The following is a 22379-nucleotide window of genomic DNA, read 5'->3' as shown; positions in this document are numbered from 1 at the left end:
ACCCCTCCTTTAGCTCATCAGTGTTCCTGCTGGCATCTCTGAATCAATCGTTCCTAGTACAAGTTTTTTGTCATTAGAAGCAGCCAAAATCATTCCTCTTGATTCTATACCTCTTAGTTTTACAGGTTTTAGATTTGCCACTAAAATCACTGATTTACCCACCATATCCTCGGGTTTATAATGCTGTGCAATACCTGAAACAACCTGTCTGGTTTCATTTCCTACTTGCAGCTGCAATACCAGTAATCTATCAGCTTTAGGATGTTTCTCTGCTTTTATTACTTTTGCTACCCTTAACTCTAGCTTATCGAAATCATCGATGGTAATTTCCTCTTTTGCTTCCATCTCTACTGTTTCTTCTTCTTCTTGAATACCATTAATCTTTTTAAAGTAAGCCTGGTTTATTTTCTCTAGTTCTTCAACTTCTTTTTCTACCTCTAGCCTAGGAAAAAGAATTTCTCCCCTTTGTACTTGAGTTCCAACAGGAATCTTACCAAATACAGCAGCATCCTCCCAGCTTGTACACTGTTCTTTGTCTATACCTAACTGTGTCCATATCTTTGTAGTAGTTGCCTCCATAAAAGGCTTTATTAGTATAGAAATAATACGAAGACTATCAGCTAAGTTATACAGTACAGTATCTAATTTTTCTTTATTTGCCTCTTCCTTTGCCAAAATCCAAGGGGTAGTTTCGTCAATATATTTATTCACTCTACGGATTACCTTCCAAATTTCTTCTAATCCTTCGTGAAATTGAAGCTTGTCTATGGCTTTTTCTACCTTCTCAGCAGCTGTAGTTGCGATGCGCTTTAAATCCTCGTCAAACGCTCCTGCTGTTTTTCCTTCTGGAATGATACCGTCATTATATTTTTCAATCATAGTAATGCTTCGACTTACTAGGTTTCCTAAATCATTGGATAAGTCAGCATTCAATCGATTAACAAAACTTCTGTTGGTATAGGTTCCGTCATAGCCAAAAGTGAATTCTCTTAGTAAGAAATATTTCAGTGCATCAAGCCCATATCTTTCAATAAGCGGTTCTGGATAAACAATGTTCCCCTTAGACTTTGACATTTTGTCATCGCCAAACATAATCCACCCGTGTCCATAGACCATTTTAGGCAGCGGCTCACCTAAAGCCATCAACATTGCCGGCCAAATAATCGTATGAAATCTGATGATTTCCTTTGCCATGATATGAACGTTTGCAGGCCAATATTTCTCATATTTTTCTTGATTATCTGAACCATAGCCTAAAGCTGTGATATAGTTGGATAGTGCATCAATCCATACATAGATAACATGCTTTGGATCAAAAGGCACTGGGATGCCCCAATCAAAGCTGGTTCTAGATACAGCTAAATCTTCTAATCCTGCCTTTAAAAAGTTATTTAGCATTTCATTCTTTCTTGACTCAGGAAGGCAAATTTCTGGATGTTCCTCAAAGTATTGAATTAGTCTATCTTGATATTTCGATAGTTTGAAAAAGTATGCCTCTTCCTTCGCCAACTCAGCAGGTCTGCCACAGTCAGGACAGAGTTTTTCTTCTTTTAACTGAGTTTTTGTCCAAAAGGATTCACAAGGGGTACAATACCATCCTTCATATTCTCCTTTATAGATATCTCCCTGATCATAGAGTTTTTGAAAAATCTTCTGGACACTTTTTACATGGTGTTCGTCAGTGGTTCGAATAAAGATATCATAAGATATGTCCATTCTTTTCCATATATCTTTAATATCCCTTACAATTTCATCTACATATTCTTTAGGTGCCATACCTTTTTGACTGGCAGCTTTTTGGATTTTTTCACCGTGCTCGTCGGTTCCTGTCAAAAATTGCACATCATAGCCTGTAAACCGCTTAAATCTGGCTAAAACATCTGATGCTACGGTTGTATAGGTATGGCCTATGTGCAGTTTAGCACTGGGATAATAAATTGGTGTGGTTAAATAATAGGTTCCTTTACTCATGTTTTTTTCCTCCCTTGATTTTTAGTTTCCTAGAAAACTTATTTCATGATTTTTTGTTATTATGATACAATTGGCTCTCCTCTATGTAGGGGCGACCTGTGTTCGCCAGTTTTCCCTTCATAAAAACGAAGACAAAAAATCCCTATACTTGTTTCCAAGTATAGGGACGAGTTTTTCTCGTGGTACCACCCTAGTTTATTATTATCTTCCGATAATAATCTCAACAAGTGACATTCATCACCCTGCAATGTAACGGTTGCTACCGCCATGATCTAAATCTTATTTCAAAGAGTTCAATCACGAAGTTCAGGGGCCATCTTCAGTAAATTTTCTTAGCACCGGCTTTCACCTAACCCGGCTCTCTGTCACTAAGTCCATCCACCTACTCTTCCCATCATTACCTATCATCTATAAGTATACTTCTGTAAATTTCAACATGCTAAGAGGGAAAACCTAGACCCTAAATATCAAAATTCACGTTTACAACCTATATTTTGCTTTATATCTTAATTTATACATAAATATATAAGATTATACATCATCTGTCAATAGAGATTCTTGAAATTATAAGAATATCATCCTACAAATCACCACCGATGCAATAATCGCAGCAAAATGGGATATAAGAGCAGCTGTAACCGTATGACGAGAATACTTAACACCTATTGCTCCAAAGTAGACCGCCATGGTATAAAAGATGGTTTCCGCTGAACCCATCATGGTGGAGGCTACTCTTCCTACAAAAGAATCCGGACCATATTGGTTGACGATATCTTGTAGTACAGCTAAAGCACCACTGCCGGAGATAGGACGAATGATGGCTAAAGGCAGCACTTCCGCGGGGATACCAATAAAAGTCATAGGTTTTGTCATTAGCTGTGTTAAAAAATCCATGGCCCCTGATTTTCTCATCAGACCAATGGCAATAAAAATAGCGATTAAGTAGGGCATGATTTTTACAGCGGTTTTAAAACCGTCAGCCGCCCCCTCCACAAAGGCATCGTATAAGTTTACTCTTTTAACTAATCCGTGCAATAATATAATGGTCATCATCATAGGAATAGCTGCTAAAGAAAAGATACTTAAAATAACCATCATGCTTCCCTCCCCTCTAAAATCTTACAAACAAAGATGCCGACAATCGTTGATATGGTAGTGGCAATCAAAGAGGTTGCTATAATTTCTGTTGGCACCAAAGATCCAGCATCTGCACGAACCTTTAATACTGTTAAAGGAATTAATTGTATAGAAGACATATTAATCACCAGAAACATGCACATAGCATTGGTGGCGGTCTTTTTATCTCTATTTAAGGTTTGCATTTCCTCCATCGCTTTAATGCCTAGTGCAGTGGCAGAGTTACCTGCACCAAACATATTGGCCACCATATTCATCATGATGGCGCTGATAGCTGGATGGTTAGGAGGAACTGAGGGAAACAACAGTTTTGAAATAGGCCGCATCAGTAATGCAAAACTATCAATCAATCCAGATTTTTTGGCAATATTCATGAGTCCCAACCATACAGCCATAATCCCTGTAAGACCAATAGCAAACACCACTGCTTCCTGTGCATCCTGTAGTATTACTTCATTGATGATTTCTATCTTTCCACCTATCACCGCCATCAGCATACCAAAAATAATCATAACAAACCATATTATACTCATAAAAAATCCCCCTTTACCCTGTGTAAAAACTAACTTTATTCGGATTTTTGTCATTCTGAACGCAGTGAAGAATCTTGTGTTTTAGAGCTTTAAGACCCATTTGCTACACTCAGGGTGACAATTCTCACGCAGTCTGCAATCTATCTCTTTACCTTGAGAAGCTATCTTCCACCATTACATCTTATGTCGAAGAGCTTTTCCTATATGCTTTACTACAGTAACCGAGTAAGCTTTTCCTCAGCTAGCATTTGTTAATTTTTTAACTAGAGTAAATATTTAGATATTTTTGTAAATAAAGCGATGAAATTCTATAATTTTTATCATTTGTTCTGTAAAATCTGTTATAATAAGTCTTAATAGGTTATTTTAATGGAACATTGTTCTTTTTATAGGGACAAATACATTTAGATAAGGAAGATATAAAATGAGAAATCTTGCTTTATTAACAGATTTTTATCAGTTAACCATGATGAATGGTTATTTAAAACATGGTCTTCATGAAGATACTGTAGTTTTTGATTTGTTTTTTAGAAAGAATCCTTGTAATGGCAGCTATACCATTATTGCTGGGATTGAACAGGTAATCGATTACATTGAGACCCTTAGCTTTACAGAGGAGGATTTAAATTATTTAAGAGGCTTAGGCTTTGACGATGACTTTCTTAAGATTGTTAAAGATTTTAAATTTTCCGGAACCATCTATGCCGTACCTGAAGGCTCTATTATGTTTCCTGGGGAGCCTATTTTAAGGGTAAAAGCCTCTTGCCTAGAAGCTCAGTTAATAGAAACAGCTCTCCTAAACATTGTAAATTTCCAATCTCTTATCGCTACCAAAGCTTCAAGGATATGTGAAGCCGCTGAAGGAGACCCTGTGTTTGAGTTTGGACTAAGACGGGCTCAAGGGCCAGATGCTGGTATCTATGGGGCAAGAGCAGCTGTTATCGGTGGGTGTTCCTCTACCTCTAATGTTTTAGCCGGTAAGATGTTTGATATTCCTGTGGTGGGTACGCAAGCTCATAGTTGGATACAAAGCTTCGATACCGAGTTAGAAGCTTTTCGTGCCTATGCTGCTACTTATCCCAACAATTGCCTTCTTCTAGTAGATACTTACGATACATTGAAAACTGGTCTTCCCAATGCTATCACTGTTTTCAATGAGTTAAGGGATCAAGGTTACGAGCCTAAGGGTATCCGAATAGATTCAGGAGATATTGCTTATCTTTCTAAAGAAGCACGAAAAATCTTAAATGCTGCTGGTTTTGAAAATGTATCTATCGTAGCCTCCAGTGATTTAGATGAGGAGATTATTTACAGCTTAAAAATCCAAAAAGCTGCTGTAACTGGGTGGGGAGTAGGAACCAACCTTATTACTTCTAAGGGATGTCCTGCTTTAGGCGGCGTCTACAAGCTGTCTTATATGGAAAAAAACGGAGAGATGCTTCCTAAAATAAAAATCTCTGAAAACCCAGAAAAGATCACAAATCCAGGTTATAAAAAAGTTATTAGAATTTATCATGCCGATGATTATAAGGCACAAGGGGATCTCATTATGTTGGAGGAAGAAACCATTGATACTAGTAAACCTCTTACAATTTTTCATCCTACCTACACATGGAAGACAAAAACTTTTACCAATTATAAGATAAGAGAAATGTTAGTACCTCTTTATATAGATGGAAAACTGGTAGTTCCAAGAAAAACAGTAAAAGAAATAAAGGCTTATGTGGCTGAGGAGTTGGACAGCCTATGGCCTGAATATAAGCGATTAATTCGTCCTCAGCTTTACAAGGTTGACCTTTCAGAAAAACTTTGGAATTTAAAAAACGATATGGTTAGTCAGTACAGAGAAGCTGCAAAAAGAGGATCTTAAATATAGATCCTCTTTTTGCTTAAGTTATGTTAAATTTTCATAGGCGTTAACCTAACACAGTTATTACCAAAATTCTCTCCAAGTGTCATTTTGGTAATGCTAAGATCCTTCGACTCCGCTTTGCTTCCCTCAGGATGACAAATTATGGTTTAAGTTAACGCTAGTGGTTAAGTTTTAAAAGTTTTATAAAAATCTTTTATATATTGGATACTGGCCTCCTTAGTGGGTTCTATCTCTCCGAAATAAATAGCCTTTCTTATTTCCTCTAACATTTCTCCTACAGTACTGCCCTCTGATATATTTAATATTTCCATTACTTCTGTTCCGTTAATAATAGTTGATATGTTTTCTATCTGTTTGTAACGAGTTAAGTAGTTGTTTGCTATATATTCTATATGTACCTTAAACATACCCATTTCTTCTTTTGGATCTAGTATTTTTCTAGTAGCCACAATATCCCCTAAGGCTATCAATAAAATGTCTAAGGTTTCCCTTCCCATCTTATTAAATAATTTATATAAAGTTTTCCCACTTACATCATTCTTCTTATATAAATCTAATGGCCACATATGAAGTGCTATATATTTACAGAGTATCTCCTTCTCCCTACCACTCAACCTCATTTTTCCTGCATATTCCTTCATAAGCTCTGCTCCGGTTATTTCATGCCCTCTAAATCGCACTCTTCCTGTGTGGTCAATCCTACGGGCAGAAGGCTTACCTATATCGTGGAAAAGCGCTCCTAGTTTCAACAACTGTAAACGCTTATGACCGCCTGCTATTCTTTCACTGGTATGCTCCTCATAGGCTTGCCCTATATGACCTTCAAAAAATTTATTGGCATAGATATAACTTTCTACAGTTTTCATCGTATTTATAGAATGTTTCCAGCTATCTACCACATGATACTTACATTCACCTATTGTTTTCATTTCAATGATCTCTGGAAAGATTTTTTCTAATAGATTTAGCTGTTTATCCATAAAATCAAAGTAATAATAGGTCATAGGCTCCGCTAATATTTTAAATAGTTCTTCTGCTATTCTCTCCCCTGACACACTAACAATCCTAGCAGATTCTGATTTTATAAGTTCCTGTGTTTTATGATCTAATTGAAACTTTAACTGTGCCATAAAAGCTACTGCTCTTAGCATCCTCACCGGGTCTTCGTAAAAAACCCTTTCTTCTGTATGTAAAATTCTTTTGTCGTCTAAATCTTTTCTGCCCTTAAGGGGATCTATAATTTCTTCTTTTCTTATTGGCCATCCTTGCCGCAAATCATAAGCCATTGCGTTGATGGTAAAGTCCCTTTGGCACAAGTCTTCTTCTATTGTATTTCCTTTTGCCTTTGCAATATCTATTGTACTTTTATCTTCTAGTACTATTCTATATATTTCTCTCTCTTTATCTAGCTCTATAAAGGTTCCTTCTAGCTGACTGGAAATTTTTTTTGCTATAACTTTAGGATGATGAAGAGCTACAAAGTCCAGGTCCTTCATTTTTCTATCTAATAATATATCTCTTATGGTGCCTCCCACCAGATAGATCTCTGTATCCACCTCTTTGCTTAATTGAAGAATACGATCAACCACGGTATTCATTCTACCAGCTCCTAAAAATGTATTCTTGCTGCGATACCACATCTGCTCCGCCACGGGGACAGCTCCTCAGGCACATAAAAAACATACTTGCCAGACGAACCGTCAGACTGCGTGAGAATTGTCACCCTGAGCGTAGCGAATGGGTCTTAAAGGTCTAAAACACAAGATTCTTCACTGCGTTCAGAATGACAAAAATCCGAATAAAGTTAGTTTTTACGCAGTCTGCCGTCCCCATGACTCCTCTAGTTCCTAATCACATATCTATATTTTTAGTATATAGCATAAATTTACCTTCTCCAATGATAGTTATATTATTAACAATCTTTTTCAGTTGACTTTTTATGGAATATTTGGTACTATTTAATAGATAAATGTCGAATTTTGTATAAAAATATCTATCTATTGTTTTGGGGAATAGAATTAAGATAATAAGGGGAAACAAAATTTTAAAGGAGGACAAGTATTTGAAGTCAACAGGAATTGTTAGAAAAGTGGATGAACTAGGGAGGATTGTACTTCCTATTGAGCTAAGACGTACATTAAATATTGCAGAAAAGGATGCTCTAGAAATCTATGTGGATGGTGAAAGTATTTTATTAAAAAAATATGAGCCAGCATGTGTCTTTTGTGGTAATGCCAAAAGTATTGTCATACATAAATCAAAAAATATCTGTAGCGATTGTATTGAAGCATTGTCAAAGTAAAAACTTTTTTAAAGAGTCCATAGATCTATAGATCTATGGATTCTTTATATACATCAGACTTAGGTATTTTTCTCAATTTAGCTACTTTCTTAATAGCCTCTTTTTTTTCTAAACCCTCTTCCATAAAAGAAGAAATATGCTCTCTAATAGTGAGGTGTTGAAAAGTTTCCTGTTCTCTACGAACCTCTTCTTCTAAACTGATCCCTCCACATAACAGCACCATTTCTCCCTTAGGAGGATTTTCTTGAAGGTATTGGTAGACTTCGTTTAACCTTCCACGTATAAATTCCTCATACTTCTTTGTTAGTTCCCTTGCTATTACCGCCTCCCTATTGCCTAAAATATCTATCATATCCTGTAGTGTATCCGCAACACGGTGAGGAGCCTCATAAAACACAAGGGTTCTATCTTCTAATTTTATTTTTTCTAGCCTTTCTTTTCTTTTCTTTCTATCTCGATCTAAAAATCCTTCAAAAGCAAATCTTCTTGTAGATAGACCTGAAGCCACTAATGCTAAAATGCTGGCAGTTGCCCCCGGTAAAACTTCGAAGGGAATATCTTGTTGAATACAGGCTTTTATTAGTACTTCTCCTGGATCAGAAATCCCTGGCATGCCAGCATCAGAAACAAGGGCTATACTTTCCCCTTCTAGCAATTTATCTATCAGATATTGACTTTTATTTTTTTCGTTATGCTCGTGATAGCTTGTTAGGGGTTTTTGAATACTGAAGTGTCTCAGCAAGTTTATCGTATGACGGGTATCTTCTGCAGCTATGATGTCCACTTCCTTCAGTGTTCGTAAAACCCTCAAAGTAATGTCCTCTAGATTTCCTATGGGAGTGGGACATATGTAAAGCTTTCCTTTACTCAACAGCTTCATCCTCCTTCTCTAAAGCTTTTCTACCGTAGATTTTATGAATTTCCTCTGTATAGTTTCCTTCTTGATCATAAACATAAAGAGGGTCCATGACTTTCAATTCCGCTTTGGCAGCTTTTCTACACTCTAATAGTAGTAAATTTGGTTTTTTATCATAGGTAGGATGAATAAATTGAAGTTGCTTTGGTTCTAGCTTGTACTGTCTACAGTAATACATAATATCTGCTAATCTTTGGGGACGATGCACCATAAAAAACCTCCCCAAATGTTTTAGTAGTCTAGAGGCTACGGCAATAACCTCCTCTAGACTACATTTTATTTCATGCCTTGAGATAGACTTTCTATCTTCAGGATTTAAAAGACCTTTTGGATGCATATAGGGTGGATTGGATGTAACAACATCAAAACTATTGACAGGTAATACCTCTTCTGCTTTTTTAAGGTCCATAGGTAGGATCTTAATTCTATCCTCTAGTTGGTTTAATCGGACACTACGACTTGCCATATCAGCTACCTCTTCCTGTATTTCCAAAGCTGTTATATGACTTGTCCTGCTTTTTCCCGCCAATAATATTGGTATGATTCCTGTTCCAGTCCCTAAATCTACAACCCTTGCATTTTTTTTCAGTGTTACAAAGTTAGCTAATAATACAGCATCTATCCCAAAACAAAAACCTTCTGGATTTTGAATAATTTTCAAGTCATTTACTTGTAAATCGTCTATTCGTTCTGACTGTTTTAGTAAATCCTTCATTGATAGAGATTGGCACCTCCATGATCGTAAATTTTTTATAAACTTTCTAATAGGAGGGTTAACTTCTCTAAAATAGCATCCTCTTCTACTAAGGTTGTGTAGGAATAAACCACTTTTCCTTCTTTATCTAAAAAGACTATTGTAGGAAAATTACCTACATAGTAGGTTTCTTGTATTTCTCCTTCTTCGTCTAGTAACATTTCAAAGGTGTAATCTTCCAGATCCTTGAAAACCTCTTCTTTAGACATTGTATCAAATGTTGTGGCATGAATTCCTAGAACAGCAACATCCTCCTCTACCAGCTTATATACATTTTCTAGTATCTCCAATTGTTGCTTAGATTCTTCATTCCATGAGACCCAAAAAGCTAAAATCCCTGGTCTACTGGCTAAGATCCTTTGAAGAGAGTTCTCTTCTTCAGAAGAATCAATAGGTATTGCCTCTTCTTCTGCCTCTTCTTTTTCCACAACAGAAGGGTTTTCTTCTATTGTTTCTTCTGTTTTTCTATTGCATCCCCCTAGTACAGAGAGGACAAAAATAAATATCATTATAAAAACAAACCATTTGTTTTTTAACATGATTTTAGTCCTCCAATTCTTTTAACTCTTCATTAAGGTTACCCTGTAATTCTTCTACAACCTCTAGTTGCTCCTTCAAGCTACGTTTTTCTTTGATTTTTGTGACTTCCTCCATACTACAAAGCTTTAATTCCTCTGTGTTTTCTTGGAGGTTTTTTATTTTTACCTTTACTTTTTCCAGTAGTACATTGGTTTCTATGACAATCCCTTCTCCATAAGGAGTTTGTACGATAGAACCAATACCTGGTAGTTTTTCAAATATTTCTTGATACATATCGTGTTCGTATTTCAGACAACAAAAAAGCCTTCCGCAAATACCTGAGATTTTTGTAGGATTCAAAGAAAGACTTTGCTCCTTGGCCATTTTGATAGATACCGGCTCAAAATCTCCTAGCCAGGTTGCACAGCAAAGGGGTTTGCCACAGGTACCTATACCCCCTAACATTTTAGATTCATCTCGAACCCCGATTTGTCTTAATTCTATACGGGTTTTGAAAATAGCAGCTAAATCCTTTACCAGCTCTCTAAAGTCCACTCTGCCATCAGCAGTAAAATAAAAGATTACTTTATTATTATCAAAGGTATATTCTACATCAATTAATTTCATGTCTAATTGATGGTTAGATATTTTTTCTAAGCATACTTCAAGGGCTTCCTTTTCTTTTTGTTTGTTTTCAAAGTGTTGTTGTTGATCTTCCTCTGTTACCACCCTGATAACATCCTTTAGGGGTGCTACGATTTCTTCTTCGGAAACCTCTTTAGGGCCAACTACCACTTCTCCAAACTCTATACCTCTTGCGGTCTCTACAATAACGCAGTTATTTTTTTGTATGTTAATGTCTTTAGGGTTAAAATAATAGATTTTGCCTGCTTTTTTAAACCGCACGCCTACAACTGTTACCATGAAAATTCCTCCTAATAAATATTGACCTTTTCTTATTTTATCAAACTTTACGGCAATATGCTATGCTGAAAAAAATATACCATTTTTTCTAAAGGATGTTCTATTTAATTTGCTTTTTTCTTCAGTTGTAATAGCATGGTTTCTAAGTTTAGCTGGAAACTCACATTGCTTCTTAAATTATTTTTTGCTTCATCTATAATAAAAATCATTTCTTTTATATTTTCTAAAGAAAGTCTGCTACTTTGATACATGATCTCTTCTATCTCGTCTACATTTATAATAAAGGCCTCTTTGTTGGTGTGCTTGTATAAAAGGAGGTCCCTATACCATCCTATCATTAACTCTAATATTTCTTCAATAAATTGTTTTTCCTCATAAAGATCTTGAATATTTTCTAATAAATAAATAATTTTCTTGTCAACAAGATCTCTGGTTAGCTTTATTACTCTTTTTCTTCGCTGTTGAAAAACTTCATCCTCCAACAGTTGTAACCCTCTACCTGGAATACCTTTAGAAAGAGAAGCGATCACTTTTGCTTGCTTGCTATCTAGGTTTTTTTTCTCTACTAAGTATTTCTCTATCTTTTCCAGTGCTACTGGCAATAGTTTTAGCCTTTGACATCTGGAGGTAACAGTAGGTAATAAACTATTGCTATTGGCAGTCAAAAGAATAATCGTGACATATTCCGGTGGCTCTTCTAAGGTTTTCAGAAGAGCATTTTGTGCCTGTAGAGTCATTTTATCTGCATCACAAATAATATATACTTTTCTACTACCCTCGTAGGGTTTCATCTGAAGGTTCTTTTGTAAGTTTCTTACGACTTCTATTTTTATAGAAGTTTCCTCCTCAATCCAAACTACCTCCGGATGGCTGTTATGGTCTAACTTTTTACAACTAATGCACTGATTACAGGGTTTCTGGCCAATAGATCTACAACATATCCCCTTTGCCATTTGTAGAGCAACGCTTCTTTTTCCTAGCCCTTTTTCACCCTCTATTAAATATGCATGAGACAATTCATTTTGCTCTAATGTTTTTTCGAAGTTTTTCATAAGTTTTTCCTGTCCTAATACAGCCTCAAAAACCATATTGTCATCACTCTTTTCTATAGCTTAACATACTTCTCTACATCTATAACAAAAACCGTTGCTCCCCCTACCATGACCTCTATAGGGTAGGGTATAAAAATACCTGCTGGACCTGAAACCGGTGCAGGGGATGCTACCATTTCTTTTCTTGACTCACAATTGTCTTTTATAATGCTTATTACTCGATCTACCTCTTCGTCCTCCGTACCTACTAAAAGCGTAGTATTTCCTGCCCTTAAAAAACCACCTGTAGTAGCTAGTTTAGTCATCCTAAAATTATTGTTAGTTAGTTCCTCCATAAGTCGTGCTGCATCTTCATCATGGACAATAGCCACGACTAACTTCATAAAATCCCCTCCTCCATCATCTTTATTAATAATTTTTCTACATCTTCTTTAATCCCTTCAATATTTCTATCAGCCTTTATTATTTTTATTCTAGACGGATGTTGCTTTGCTAAATCGATATAGGCATTGTATACAGCTTTATGGAAATCTATCTTTTCTTGCTCTAGTCGATCTACTTCTTTCGTACTAATTCGTTGTAAAGTAATCTCTGGGGCAATATCAAAAAATATTGTTAGGCTGGGTACTAAACCTTGAGTAGCAAAATCATTTATGCTTTTTATAGCATGATGTCCTAATTGTCGGCCTACCCCTTGATAAGCAATGCTAGAATCCACAAATCTATCACATAATACTACCTTACCTTCTCCTAGGGCAGGTAAGATAAGTTCTGTCACATGTTGTGCCCTAGAAGCAGCATATAAAAGTGCCTCTGTTGTAGCCGCCATTTCTTTATACTCCTTATCTAATATAATCCCCCTTATCTTCTCTCCTATTATAGTTCCCCCCGGTTCTCTTGTGATCAGTACCTCTAAACCTTTCCCTTCAAAAAAGGTCTTCATATATTGCATTTGAGTGCTCTTCCCTGCCCCGTCTAATCCCTCTACAGATATAAATAAACCCTTTTTCATGCCATCACCTCCATTTATCTTGTATAGATAACCTGTTTTATAGTCTAATTTTATACCCATTAGCGTTAACTTAATCCATAATTTGTCATCCTTCGTTATTCCAAGATCCTTCGCTCCACTCAGGATGACAGTTCTAGAGAATTTTGGTAATAGTTGTGTTAAGTTAACGCTTATAATTTTATACTAAAACCTCAATGGTTTTCCACTGATGATCCTTTAATCCTAATACTTTCATTCCATTTTTTACCATAGACCTAGCGTGTAGAATGACTTCTTCCTCAATAACTTCTCCCGGAACTAATATCGGTATACCTGGAGGGTAAGGAATAAGATATTCTCCACTAACATACCCCTTGCTTTTCTCCAAAGGCACCTGCTTCTTTTCTTTATAAAGAGCTTCCTTAGGGGTAAAAATTTGTTTAGGCAAAACATATGAAAAAAAGGGGAACTTTTGTAGGGTTTCTTCACCTTCTTGCTTTGAAATTCCCTTCAATGCATCATACAGCTTTTGAAAGTCTTCTTCGTCATTGGCAATAGAAGTGATGCCTAGTATACCATACCTATTGGATAATTCCATTTGAATATTATATTGATTTCGAAGCTCTTTTTCTAGGTAATGACCATTGATTTTGTTTTGTTGCATGCTTATCCAAAGTTTTGTACTATCTATTGCTTTTATAGAATCTTTACCCATTACTACATCCTCTAAAAAAGTCACTTGTCCCATCTTTTTGACTTTGTTTTTAAAGTTTTCTATATGTTCAAGGAGCTCCTGCATCAATTGCCTTCCTCTATCCTCATAAATTGTGACAGCTAAGTCTAAGGAAGCCATTAATAAATAGGAAGGACTGCTGCTTTGATGCAGCTTTAGCATAAATTTCAGTTTCTCTACGTCTACTCTATTTCCCTGTATATGGAGCATAGAACTTTGTGTGAAGGCTGGTAATGTCTTGTGGGTGCTTTGTACTACTGCATCTGCTCCACATTCCAAAGCTGTCATAGGTAGTTTTTCGCTTAGTCCCAGATGTGCACCATGAGCCTCATCTACCAATAAAACTTTTTCATGTTGGTGAACAATTTTTGCTATTTCTTTTAGATCACTAGCAAATCCATCATAAGTAGGGTAAGTAATTACCACAGCCTTGGCATCGGGATGTTCTAATAATCTCTTCTTTACCTCCCCTGGTAAAACGCCTAAGGCCATTCCCCTATAGACATCTACTTCAGGGTATAGATATATGGGGGTTAAGTCTCCCAAAATTGTTGCATTAATAACAGATTGATGACAATTTCTTGCCACAATGATCTTATCCCCTGGAGATGTTGCTGCCATGATCATGCTATAAATACCAGAAGTACTGCCATTCACTAAAAAAAAGGTAGCCTCACTTTTAAAAACTTCCCTGGCTCTATCTTGAGCTTTTTTAATGACTTCCTTTGGATTGTGGAGATAATCTGTTCCTATAATTTCTGTTGTATCTATATTAGGTAAAACTTCTTTAAAATTTTTATAATTAATTTTGTTAAATATTTTACCATTTTTATGCCCTGGTACATGAAAAGAGGTTAAATTTTCTTCTTGTAATCTTAATAATTTATCTAAAAGTGGTGTTTGTTTCAAAATAACTCCTTCTTTCTATCTATCCAACTGTTATTCTTTCTAGAAAAAAAGCTATTTTTCCTTTATTTTTGTATAAAACATTTGTATTTTAGAAATAATACACCTATAGACAATATCTGTCTATGGGAAATACTTTAAATTATGTTAATCAGCCACAAATAAAAAATATTAAGGACGGTGGCATAATGAAAAATAAAATTACTAACTTAAGAACATTTTTACAGGCCTATAACCTTAAAAAGTCTGATGTGGAAATTTCTCATATGTTAGATATTTCTATTGATGAAGTGAAAAGTCATAGAAAAGAAGTTGCTAGAAATACAATGCTGACAAAGATAAAACAAGAAAAGAAGTAACATTTAAAAACAGTATTTCGAAAAATAATAAGGGGACTATCTAGTCCCTTTGTTATCTTAAGCTTCTTGTAAAAATTGTCTCCAAATATCTTTTATTTTTCTTCTAAATATTTCGTATTTAAGTTGCTCCACTGGTGTATTCACCAATTCTTCTTCACAATTTCTACATATATATTGGTTTAATAGAAGAATACCTGTACTGGTTTCGTCATCACATATATAACATTGTAATTCTTCTGTCATCTTATTCACCAGCCTTATTAAAATTTATTTATTTTGATTGTAGCCCTATATCTTCTATTCTATTCACAATCCTAGTACATTGTTAATAAAAGAAAAAGATTATTTTACCTTTCTAAGCCGGTGCACTGTTTTTTGTTTCTTTACTTGTTTTTTTGCTTGATGTGTACCAAAAGGAGACGAGGGTTTGTGCTTGATAGAGGCCTTCATATCCTCTCCTACAATCCTTACCAACGTCAAAATAAAAAGTAATATAGGTATTGTTATAATTATTAAAAAAGCTATATTAATTGCATTATTCAACATATTTTATCTCTCCCAAAAGTAGCTTTGTAGTAGCTTCGTCAGCGGTCAACATAATTCCTTCTTTTTAACTGTAAATTTTTTGAAAAACATGATTTTTTGTTATTTATTCTGTATAGTTTTTAAAATTCTACAAAAAACTTAAAATTCCTACTTTTTGTGAGTGGTAAAATAGTACTAAAAAAACAAAAGGGAAAGCTTCCCTTTTGTCAAAAGTTATAAGTATTAAGTAATTAAAGTTTATTTGCAAAAGCCATTAAGTAAACTTTTTCTTGACGGTTTTGGTTGATTTCATCCTCTACCATCATTAATCTCTTTACCTGATCATCAGTTAAGTTAGCATAGCTCAACTGACCCATATCTTTTTTCACTTCTTCGTTCATTTATATTTACCTCCTTTTGTACAAAAAATTATACTAAGTAATTCTGCTATTACTTGCGTATAGTTTATTTTGAGTAAATAGAGGTAATTTTATTCACCAATGCGTCTATATCATGATCAACTTCTCCATAAGCTATAGAAGGTTTTTTTACTAGTATAACAGGAATGTTTAATTCCTTGGCAGCAGCAATTTTTTCTTCCGTTCCTCCTGCTTTCCCGCTATCCTTTGTAACCACAACAGCAGCTTCATAGGCTTTAAACATTTGCTTGTTTAATTCTTTATTGAAGGGACCCTTCATAGCAATAAGATTATCCGGTGTAAAGCCTTGATCCTCACAACCCTTAATCACAGAAGATAAAGGTAGCACTCTAGCCACCAGCTTATTTACTTCTATTTCTTTTGTAAAAATAGGAAGTTGATTGCTTCCTATTGTCAAGAAAATTTTTCCTTCAAAATCCTTTGCCACATTTGCTGCGTGATAAAAATCATTGGCCCAATATAGCTTCTTGCCTTCTTCTTCATAGCACTGGGTTTCTGGTCGTTCATAGCGAAAATAAAAAAGCTTTTTTTCTCTACATACCTCCATCGCCAGTCTAGAAATATTTTCAGCATAAGGATGGGTAATATCTACTACCTGCTGAATATTTTTTTTTTCAATTAGCTCTTTCATCTTATCTTTATCTAACTTTTCTTCTAGCACCTCCACCTGAAAACCCTTTTTTAATAATTGACCTCCGTAAGTGGTGGTAACAGTGGCTATTACTTCAAGTTTTTTTTCAAGAAGCTTTTCCACCAGTTCTCTTCCTTCACTAGTACCACATAAAGCTAGAATCATAGATGATATCCTCTAGGTGTAACCATTTTTCCGTCTTGAACAAGGGTATTGCTGTTACCAATGATCACCATAGTAAACATGTCGATGGGATGCGTTAACATTTCTTCTAATGTAGTAATGACCATTTCTTCTCCTTGACGTCTTGCATTTCGAACAATGCCCACCGGTGTGGTGCTTTTTCTATGCTGCAGCAATATATTTCTAGCTTCCTCTATCTGTGTAACTCTTCCTTTGCTTTTAGGATTATAAAGAGCTATAACAAAGTCTCCTTCTCCTGCTAAGGCAAGTCGCTTTTTAATAACTTCCCAGTCTGTCAATAGATCACTTAGACTAATTACTGCAAAATCATGCATTAAGGGAGCCCCCAACACTGCTGCCGCTGCGCTGACAGCTGTCACTCCTGGAATTACTTCAACCTCTATGGGGCTTTTTCTCTCATGCTTTACCTCCAATAGAGCTCCTGCCATACCATAGATACCAGGGTCTCCACTGCTTACTAGAGCAACTGTAGCTCCCTCTTCAGCTAAATCAACAGCTAGGTTGCACCTTTCTATCTCTTTCTTCATACCACTATCAATAACTTTTTTCCCTTCTGTGAAGGGGCGTATTAAATCTATATAGGTTTTATACCCTATAATAACGTCACTGGAGATAATTCCTTCCTTAGCAGCCGGGGCCATGTAGTTTTCTTCTCCAGGTCCTATACCAATTACAAATACTTTTCCCATTCTTTTATCTCCCTTCTTCCTCTTCAGCTATTGAGATAGTCACACCTTGATTTTTTCTTTTCTTTAAGATCAAGTTTCCTCCACCACTACCTAAATAAGCACAGGGTTCGCTAACAGATCCCACACCAATAGTTTCTTTTACAAAGGAGGAGGCCTGAAACAAACCCTCTACCTCTGCTATTTTCTGTCTTTCAATAATTTCCAAAGGAATATTTAGTATCCTAGCAGCTTCTAGTAACCCTTCTTCATCCTTTTTTACGTCTACTGTTACTAATTTCTTAAGGCTTTCTATTCTCTTACCTACTTCTTTCAGGGAGCTTTTTATCTCCTCCAAAATCGTTGCTGCATCAATACCTCTCCTACAACCAATCCCTATAACTATATTTTGCGTATACAACTGTAGAAGGTTACTTCCTTGTAACGTTATGCATCGGTTTCCAACATAGATGCCATAGGTCTGATGATAAAGGTCATCAAATTTCTCTAAGTTTTCATAGCTTTCTGGGAGCTTTATAGAAAAAGATTTATCCCAATAAATACCCACCTTCCCACCATTAACGATGTGAGCGGTTATTTTCTTTGTTAACTGCCAATCAGTAATCCTACAGCCTAAGCTTTGTGCTAAGGTATCCACTGCCATTGTTTCTCTAACGTCTGATGCTGTAGTTATGACGGGATTTGCCCCCAACAAATCAGCTATCTTAAGGGTAAAACTGTTGGCTCCACCAATATGTCCTGATAATAAACTGATGACATTTGTGCCCTTCTCGTCTATTACCAATACCCCAGGATCTTGCCTTTTATCTCTTAAATGAGGGGCAATGTGCCTAACAACAATGCCTGTAGCCATAATAAAAATCAACTGATCTACTGTATGAAAAATTTCTCCTACTAAAGTTTTTAAGTCGGGGTCTATAGGATAAATGCCTTCTTCCCCTTCATAAAACTTAGGAAGCACATACAACTGGCTTTGGGGAAGGTGACTTTTTAACTGCAATCCTAATGCCCTTCCCCCTTTTGTTACAGTTAAAATAGCTACTTTCATTTACTCTTTACCTTTTCTATATTCATGGGTAAAGTTCTCATCGTATAATTTAGAAAGAGCGTACTCATTTCCCAAGAAATTTCCTACTAAAATCTGAGCTGTCTTTTTAATTCCTGCATCTTTTACCTTCTGAGCAATGTTCTCTAAGGTTCCCTCAACAATTTGCTGATCTGACCAAGTAGCTTTTTGTACTACTGCCACTGGTGTGTTTAAAGGATATGCTGTTAATAGCTCTTCTACTACTTTCTCTATAGCTTGTACTGACAAAAAAATCGCCATAGAGGTTTGGTGGCTGGCTAAAGATGCAAGGCTTTCTCTTGCTGGAACAGGGGTTCTTCCCTCCATCCTTGTCAAAATTACCGTTTGGGAAACTTCCGGTAATGTAAATTCCTTTTTCAGCTGAGCTGCTGAAGCAACAAAGGAACTGACACCGGGAATCACCTCATAAGTGATGGCTTGCTTCTCTAAAAGATCTATCTGCTCTCTAATGGCTCCATAAATACTTGGATCTCCTGTATGTACTCTTGCAACAGTTTTTCCTTCTTTAACCGCTTTTTCTATTACCTCTATTACTTCTGGCAAGGTCATAGATGCACTATTATGCACTTCTGCGGTTTCTTTTCTATTTCCCAATACTTCTGGGTTTACCAAAGATCCAGCATAGATAATTACATCTGCTTCTTGAATTTTTTTGTGTCCCTTTAGGGTAATTAGTTCTGGATCTCCTGGTCCAGCTCCTATAAAATAGACATTAGTCATGAAAACCCTCTCCTTTTTTGATAATAATCGTTGATAAGTAAGGGACTTTTTCCTCTTCTAAGTCTCTTATATCTCTAGTAATTTTTTCGTCAGCATGTCCACATTTAGATATCATAACAAAGTTATTTTCTAAACCTTGCTTCCTTAATTTTTCCGCTAAACCCTTAGGGTCATGGGATGCTTTTAACACCACTAAGTTATCAGAAATACTTAAAATATTTTCAACCTTTTCCTCTTCTTTAATTAAAGGAAGAATAGTTAATGTTTCGTCACCCTCTGTCAAGGGCAGGTTCACCCTGCTGGCGGTGGCACTAAAGGATGTAATGCCAGGTATAGTCTCAATATCATAATTTTTTTCTTTTAATGCTTTTAGTATATAAATATAAGTACTGTATAATAAAGCATCTCCTAAAGTTAAAAATACTACCTTTTTTCCTTTATCTAAAGCATCAGATATGATGTTAATATTTTCATTCCAATGACTTTCCAATGTCTCTTGACAGTAAACCATAGGAAAGACCAAAGCCTTTGTTTCTGCTGCTGGGTTTACATGCTCCTTTGCAATCTTTAATGCAATACTATCTTCTTCTTTTTTTCCCTTTGGACAAATAACAAGATCTGCTTCCTTCAATACTTTCACTGCTTTTAAGGTTAATAACTCAGGATCTCCTGGTCCTACACCTATTCCATATAACTTTCCCTTCATAAAGTCACCCCTTATCCTGTTGGAAAACCCTTCACATTGTTTCGTTAAGGTTTAAATTTAATTAACTTCACCACATATACAACTTGTTGAACTTACCTTTTTGTAGCAGAAAGAACATAGATATTATTTTGAGCTTCCATCAAGGTATAGTTTCCCGTGGAACGCCCTTTAGAAACACTTACTGATACTACTTCTACATCCTTAAACTCCTTTGTTTTCAAAGCTTTAAAGGCTTCTGTTAAGGTTTCAAGGGTGACTGCAGTAACAACTATTCTTCCTTCTTCAGAAAGATGTTCTAATGCATAATCTATAATCCAATGTATTTCTCCACCACTTCCACCGACAAAAACTCTATCAAAGTATGTGATTTTTTTCAACTCTTCTTCAGCACGGCCCTTTAGTATCTCTAAGTTTTCTACCCCAAAAGCCTTGCCGTTGACTGCCAGCAAGTTAAGGGCTTCCTCCTTATATTCGATGGCATAGACTTTTCCTTTAGATAATTTTAAAGCTGCTTCTATAGATACCGAACCAGTACCTGCTCCTACATCCACAAAAATGTGATCCTCTTTTAACCTTAGTTTTCCCAGTACCACTGCCCTTACTTCTTCCTTTGTCATGGGGGCCTTTCCCCTTACAAAGTAATCATCTGGTATGCCGAACCCATTGTATTCCCATTTTTTATCCATAAAAAATCACCACCACTGACATTTTATACGGGGCATTCCTTATAATTTCCTCTGGCTTACCCTCAACGATTCGTTCTTCTTCATAGGATAGATTTTCCCCTACCACCATATCTGCTTCTGTAAGTCCGCTATCTATTAAGGCTTTGGCTATGGCTTCTGGCGTATTAATCTGGTCTGTAAGAAGTCCTATTTTTTTATATGTCTTCAGCTTTTCTATAAAGTTTTCTTCTCTCCCGTGGAGACTTAAAAGCGGTGTCTCCTGCCAAGTTTCTTTTATTCTACTAAACAAGTACTGCAAGGAATTGATTCCTGGTATGACTTCTAGCTCCTCTTTAGAAAAATGTTTTTTCATATAGGTTAACATGCTATAGAAACCTGTATCTCCAGAAAGGATAAGGGTAATTCTCTTCTCTCTATGTTTTTTGATATAGTCTACAACAGCTTCTAAATCACTTGTAATAGGGTAGGTTTCTCCTTGATATTCATGAAAGATTTCTAAGTGTCGTTTACCGCCTATCAAAATATCACTATTTTCTACAGCCCTATAGGCAGCCGGTAATATATAATCCCTATGACCTGGACCTATGCCAACAACCCATATTTTCTTCATCGCTTAAACTCCTCCAGTAGCTTTTTGCCTTCTTCACAGGTAGCCAGTACCCCGTGTTCCATAGAAAAAATAATGGTCCCTATTTCTACTTCTTTAAAGGTGCGTTCTAAGGCTTTTTCTGTGATTTTTTCAGCTAATAGGGAAAAAATCTCTTCTTTTTTCATCCCTTGAATCAGTGTTACAGCTTCTTCTGTTGTATTACTTTCTAAGACACTTTTTATTTCAAGAGGACTAGCACCTAATATACCTAAATAAGCTGCTAGGATTTCTCTTCTGCCGTCAGCTATTTTACTATGGGTGTGAAAAATTCCTCCTGCCACCTTAATCAACTTTCCTATATGCCCTACTAGAAGAATTTTCTTTATATTGTGGTGCATAGCTTGGTCCAGCATAAATCCTATAAAATTGCTGGTTTTTATTACATACTTCTCATCAAAATCATAGTTGTTTTTGATTAAATCTCTACCATAGTTCCCTGGAACAAAAATCAACTTTTCCAAGCCTTCTTCCTTTGCCACTGAGATCTCCAATGCTAAGGATTCCTTCCAAGCTTCCTCAGACATGGGTTCTACAATGCCAGAGGTTCCTAGTATAGAGATTCCTCCTATTATTCCTAATCGAGGATTAAAGGTTTTGACTGCAATTTCTTCCCCCTTAGGAATAAAAATCTCCACATCTACACCTTTGTTCTCTCCTATAACCTGTCTTATTTCTTTTTCTATCATCTGTAATGGTATTGGGTTAATGGCAGCTTTACCAACAGGGATGGGTAAGCCTTTTTTTGTCACTCTCCCTACCCCTATGCCCCCATCAATATTGATTTTTGTATCTTTCCTCCATTTAACCCTGCTGTAGATAACAAGACCATTGGTTGCATCAGGGTCATCTCCCCCATCCTTCTTTATACCACAGCTTACACCTTCATTATCTCTTTTTTTTTCTAACACAGTTAAGTTCAAATCCCAGCCCTTTGGTGTGGAGATAGAAATGCTCTCTAAATCCCTTCCCTCTAGAAGCATCTGTGCGGCTGCTTTTGCGGCTGCCGCTGCACAAGATCCCGTGGTATATCCGTATCGCAGCTTTTTTCCATTTTTCACTACATATTTTTCCATAG

26 protein-coding genes and 1 other annotated feature are annotated in these 22379 nt (G+C 36.1%); of the genes, 3 read left to right on the top strand and 23 right to left on the bottom strand.

Going from position 1 to position 22379, the window contains the following annotated elements; genetic code table 11:
- Positions 1–9 precede the first annotated feature (9 nt).
- The 3 genes from metG to CACET_RS00395 all read right to left on the bottom strand — a co-directional run bounded on the left by metG (position 10) and on the right by CACET_RS00395 (position 3641).
- On the bottom strand, positions 10–1971 hold the full coding sequence (metG, locus tag CACET_RS00405; protein WP_044824601.1) for a methionine--tRNA ligase: 1962 nt from the start codon (positions 1969–1971) through the stop codon (positions 10–12).
- 159 nt (positions 1972–2130) lie between these two features.
- Positions 2131–2378, bottom strand: a binding site (T-box leader).
- A 157-nt stretch (positions 2379–2535) separates the two neighbouring features.
- Complete coding sequence (locus CACET_RS00400; RefSeq protein WP_044824600.1) at positions 2536–3066, bottom strand: spore maturation protein; 531 nt, start codon at positions 3064–3066, stop codon at positions 2536–2538.
- The gene (locus CACET_RS00395; protein ID WP_044824599.1) at positions 3066–3641 is read right to left on the bottom strand and encodes a nucleoside recognition domain-containing protein; all 576 of its coding nucleotides are present in this window, start codon (positions 3639–3641) and stop codon (positions 3066–3068) included. The genes CACET_RS00400 and CACET_RS00395 overlap by 1 nt, the downstream gene beginning before the upstream one ends.
- Positions 3642–4065: 424 nt before the next feature.
- On the opposite strand from CACET_RS00395, the gene CACET_RS00390 reads away from it, so the two are divergent.
- Complete coding sequence (locus tag CACET_RS00390) at positions 4066–5511, top strand: nicotinate phosphoribosyltransferase (RefSeq protein WP_044824598.1); 1446 nt, start codon at positions 4066–4068, stop codon at positions 5509–5511.
- A 167-nt stretch (positions 5512–5678) separates the two neighbouring features.
- Here CACET_RS00390 and CACET_RS00385 read toward each other — a convergent pair whose 3' ends face one another.
- Positions 5679–7166: a CCA tRNA nucleotidyltransferase gene (locus CACET_RS00385; protein WP_242846916.1), complete on the bottom strand. Its 1488-nt coding sequence runs from the start codon at positions 7164–7166 to the stop codon at positions 5679–5681.
- A 410-nt stretch (positions 7167–7576) separates the two neighbouring features.
- Between CACET_RS00385 and CACET_RS00380 the strand changes: the two genes are divergently transcribed.
- Positions 7577–7816 (top strand): AbrB/MazE/SpoVT family DNA-binding domain-containing protein, encoded by a 240-nt coding sequence (locus CACET_RS00380; RefSeq protein ID WP_044824597.1) that lies wholly within the window; start codon positions 7577–7579, stop codon positions 7814–7816.
- A gap of 25 nt (positions 7817–7841) precedes the next feature.
- Here the strand turns inward: CACET_RS00380 and rsmI are convergent, their stop codons facing one another.
- From rsmI to CACET_RS00340, 8 genes are all read right to left on the bottom strand, one after another.
- Positions 7842–8696 carry a 16S rRNA (cytidine(1402)-2'-O)-methyltransferase gene (gene rsmI / locus CACET_RS00375; protein WP_044824596.1) on the bottom strand — a complete coding sequence of 285 codons (855 nt, stop codon included), beginning with the start codon at positions 8694–8696 and terminating at the stop codon, positions 7842–7844.
- Positions 8680–9447 carry a tRNA1(Val) (adenine(37)-N6)-methyltransferase gene (locus tag CACET_RS00370; RefSeq protein WP_044824595.1) on the bottom strand — a complete coding sequence of 256 codons (768 nt, stop codon included), beginning with the start codon at positions 9445–9447 and terminating at the stop codon, positions 8680–8682. The genes rsmI and CACET_RS00370 overlap by 17 nt, the downstream gene beginning before the upstream one ends.
- 35 nt (positions 9448–9482) lie before the next feature.
- Positions 9483–10025 (bottom strand): peroxiredoxin family protein, encoded by a 543-nt coding sequence (locus CACET_RS00365; protein WP_044824594.1) that lies wholly within the window; start codon positions 10023–10025, stop codon positions 9483–9485.
- Between the two features lie 4 nt (positions 10026–10029).
- On the bottom strand, positions 10030–10929 hold the full coding sequence (locus CACET_RS00360) for a PSP1 domain-containing protein (protein ID WP_044824593.1): 900 nt from the start codon (positions 10927–10929) through the stop codon (positions 10030–10032).
- A 104-nt stretch (positions 10930–11033) separates the two neighbouring features.
- Positions 11034–12017: a DNA polymerase III subunit delta' gene (gene holB, locus CACET_RS00355; RefSeq protein WP_044824592.1), complete on the bottom strand. Its 984-nt coding sequence runs from the start codon at positions 12015–12017 to the stop codon at positions 11034–11036.
- Between the two features lie 17 nt (positions 12018–12034).
- Positions 12035–12364, bottom strand: coding sequence for a cyclic-di-AMP receptor (locus CACET_RS00350; RefSeq protein WP_044824591.1), 330 nt, complete (start codon positions 12362–12364; stop codon positions 12035–12037).
- Entirely contained in the window at positions 12361–12993 is a 633-nt protein-coding gene (gene tmk, locus CACET_RS00345) for a dTMP kinase (RefSeq protein WP_044824590.1), read from the bottom strand. The genes CACET_RS00350 and tmk overlap by 4 nt, the downstream gene beginning before the upstream one ends.
- A gap of 178 nt (positions 12994–13171) precedes the next feature.
- Positions 13172–14614 (bottom strand): aminotransferase class I/II-fold pyridoxal phosphate-dependent enzyme, encoded by a 1443-nt coding sequence (locus CACET_RS00340; RefSeq protein WP_044824589.1) that lies wholly within the window; start codon positions 14612–14614, stop codon positions 13172–13174.
- A gap of 122 nt (positions 14615–14736) precedes the next feature.
- Here CACET_RS00340 and CACET_RS20040 point away from each other — a divergent pair, with 122 nt between their 5' ends.
- Positions 14737–14970 (top strand): hypothetical protein, encoded by a 234-nt coding sequence (locus tag CACET_RS20040; protein WP_144414690.1) that lies wholly within the window; start codon positions 14737–14739, stop codon positions 14968–14970.
- A gap of 57 nt (positions 14971–15027) precedes the next feature.
- Here the strand turns inward: CACET_RS20040 and CACET_RS00335 are convergent, their stop codons facing one another.
- From CACET_RS00335 to cbiD, 11 genes are all read right to left on the bottom strand, one after another.
- Entirely contained in the window at positions 15028–15213 is a 186-nt protein-coding gene (locus CACET_RS00335) for a sigma factor G inhibitor Gin (protein ID WP_044824588.1), read from the bottom strand.
- Between the two features lie 99 nt (positions 15214–15312).
- Positions 15313–15516 carry a hypothetical protein gene (locus CACET_RS00330; protein WP_044824587.1) on the bottom strand — a complete coding sequence of 68 codons (204 nt, stop codon included), beginning with the start codon at positions 15514–15516 and terminating at the stop codon, positions 15313–15315.
- A gap of 230 nt (positions 15517–15746) precedes the next feature.
- Positions 15747–15896: a hypothetical protein gene (locus CACET_RS20295; RefSeq protein ID WP_158385927.1), complete on the bottom strand. Its 150-nt coding sequence runs from the start codon at positions 15894–15896 to the stop codon at positions 15747–15749.
- A gap of 64 nt (positions 15897–15960) precedes the next feature.
- Positions 15961–16731 carry a cobalt-precorrin-6A reductase gene (locus CACET_RS00325; protein ID WP_044824586.1) on the bottom strand — a complete coding sequence of 257 codons (771 nt, stop codon included), beginning with the start codon at positions 16729–16731 and terminating at the stop codon, positions 15961–15963.
- Positions 16728–17459 carry a precorrin-3B C(17)-methyltransferase gene (cobJ, locus tag CACET_RS00320; protein WP_044824585.1) on the bottom strand — a complete coding sequence of 244 codons (732 nt, stop codon included), beginning with the start codon at positions 17457–17459 and terminating at the stop codon, positions 16728–16730. Before cobJ ends, CACET_RS00325 begins: the two co-directional genes overlap by 4 nt.
- Positions 17460–17463: 4 nt before the next feature.
- Positions 17464–18504 carry a cobalt-precorrin 5A hydrolase gene (gene cbiG, locus CACET_RS00315; RefSeq protein WP_044824584.1) on the bottom strand — a complete coding sequence of 347 codons (1041 nt, stop codon included), beginning with the start codon at positions 18502–18504 and terminating at the stop codon, positions 17464–17466.
- Positions 18505–19263 carry a precorrin-4 C(11)-methyltransferase gene (gene cobM / locus CACET_RS00310; RefSeq protein WP_044824583.1) on the bottom strand — a complete coding sequence of 253 codons (759 nt, stop codon included), beginning with the start codon at positions 19261–19263 and terminating at the stop codon, positions 18505–18507. It lies immediately after the preceding gene.
- Positions 19256–19969 (bottom strand): precorrin-2 C(20)-methyltransferase, encoded by a 714-nt coding sequence (cobI, locus tag CACET_RS00305; RefSeq protein ID WP_044824582.1) that lies wholly within the window; start codon positions 19967–19969, stop codon positions 19256–19258. Before cobI ends, cobM begins: the two co-directional genes overlap by 8 nt.
- A gap of 92 nt (positions 19970–20061) precedes the next feature.
- Positions 20062–20655 (bottom strand): precorrin-6Y C5,15-methyltransferase (decarboxylating) subunit CbiT, encoded by a 594-nt coding sequence (gene cbiT, locus CACET_RS00300; RefSeq protein WP_044824581.1) that lies wholly within the window; start codon positions 20653–20655, stop codon positions 20062–20064.
- Complete coding sequence (gene cbiE / locus CACET_RS00295) at positions 20648–21265, bottom strand: precorrin-6y C5,15-methyltransferase (decarboxylating) subunit CbiE (protein WP_044824580.1); 618 nt, start codon at positions 21263–21265, stop codon at positions 20648–20650. Before cbiE ends, cbiT begins: the two co-directional genes overlap by 8 nt.
- Positions 21262–22377 (bottom strand): cobalt-precorrin-5B (C(1))-methyltransferase CbiD, encoded by a 1116-nt coding sequence (gene cbiD, locus CACET_RS00290; protein ID WP_044824579.1) that lies wholly within the window; start codon positions 22375–22377, stop codon positions 21262–21264. Before cbiD ends, cbiE begins: the two co-directional genes overlap by 4 nt.
- Positions 22378–22379: the final 2 nt, after the last annotated feature.

Source organism: Clostridium aceticum, from assembly GCF_001042715.1.
Lineage (GTDB): Bacteria > Bacillota > Clostridia > Peptostreptococcales > Natronincolaceae > Andreesenella > Andreesenella acetica.
The sequence above is the reverse complement of the archived record's forward strand: the minus strand, read 5'-3'. Positions and strand labels throughout refer to the sequence as shown.

Coding starts and splice junctions, on each gene's coding strand:
- holB (WP_044824592.1), bottom strand. CDS start 12,017: ATGGTTTTTGAGGCTGTATTAGGACAGGAAAAACTTATGAAAAACTTC.
- cobI (WP_044824582.1), bottom strand. CDS start 19,969: ATGAAGGGAAAGTTATATGGAATAGGTGTAGGACCAGGAGATCCTGAG.
- cbiE (WP_044824580.1), bottom strand. CDS start 21,265: ATGAAGAAAATATGGGTTGTTGGCATAGGTCCAGGTCATAGGGATTAT.
- cbiT (WP_044824581.1), bottom strand. CDS start 20,655: ATGGATAAAAAATGGGAATACAATGGGTTCGGCATACCAGATGATTAC.
- cbiD (WP_044824579.1), bottom strand. CDS start 22,377: ATGGAAAAATATGTAGTGAAAAATGGAAAAAAGCTGCGATACGGATAT.
- CACET_RS00370 (WP_044824595.1), bottom strand. CDS start 9,447: ATGAAGGATTTACTAAAACAGTCAGAACGAATAGACGATTTACAAGTA.
- CACET_RS00400 (WP_044824600.1), bottom strand. CDS start 3,066: ATGGTTATTTTAAGTATCTTTTCTTTAGCAGCTATTCCTATGATGATG.
- metG (WP_044824601.1), bottom strand. CDS start 1,971: ATGAGTAAAGGAACCTATTATTTAACCACACCAATTTATTATCCCAGT.
- CACET_RS00365 (WP_044824594.1), bottom strand. CDS start 10,025: ATGTTAAAAAACAAATGGTTTGTTTTTATAATGATATTTATTTTTGTC.
- CACET_RS20040 (WP_144414690.1), top strand. CDS start 14,737: ATGGGAAATACTTTAAATTATGTTAATCAGCCACAAATAAAAAATATT.
- tmk (WP_044824590.1), bottom strand. CDS start 12,993: ATGAAAAAGGGTTTATTTATATCTGTAGAGGGATTAGACGGGGCAGGG.
- CACET_RS00325 (WP_044824586.1), bottom strand. CDS start 16,731: ATGATTCTAGCTTTATGTGGTACTAGTGAAGGAAGAGAACTGGTGGAA.
- rsmI (WP_044824596.1), bottom strand. CDS start 8,696: ATGAAGCTGTTGAGTAAAGGAAAGCTTTACATATGTCCCACTCCCATA.
- cobM (WP_044824583.1), bottom strand. CDS start 19,263: ATGACTAATGTCTATTTTATAGGAGCTGGACCAGGAGATCCAGAACTA.
- CACET_RS00335 (WP_044824588.1), bottom strand. CDS start 15,213: ATGACAGAAGAATTACAATGTTATATATGTGATGACGAAACCAGTACA.
- cobJ (WP_044824585.1), bottom strand. CDS start 17,459: ATGGGAAAAGTATTTGTAATTGGTATAGGACCTGGAGAAGAAAACTAC.
- CACET_RS00395 (WP_044824599.1), bottom strand. CDS start 3,641: ATGAGTATAATATGGTTTGTTATGATTATTTTTGGTATGCTGATGGCG.
- CACET_RS20295 (WP_158385927.1), bottom strand. CDS start 15,896: ATGAACGAAGAAGTGAAAAAAGATATGGGTCAGTTGAGCTATGCTAAC.
- CACET_RS00350 (WP_044824591.1), bottom strand. CDS start 12,364: ATGAAGTTAGTCGTGGCTATTGTCCATGATGAAGATGCAGCACGACTT.
- CACET_RS00360 (WP_044824593.1), bottom strand. CDS start 10,929: ATGGTAACAGTTGTAGGCGTGCGGTTTAAAAAAGCAGGCAAAATCTAT.
- cbiG (WP_044824584.1), bottom strand. CDS start 18,504: ATGAAAGTAGCTATTTTAACTGTAACAAAAGGGGGAAGGGCATTAGGA.
- CACET_RS00330 (WP_044824587.1), bottom strand. CDS start 15,516: ATGTTGAATAATGCAATTAATATAGCTTTTTTAATAATTATAACAATA.
- CACET_RS00390 (WP_044824598.1), top strand. CDS start 4,066: ATGAGAAATCTTGCTTTATTAACAGATTTTTATCAGTTAACCATGATG.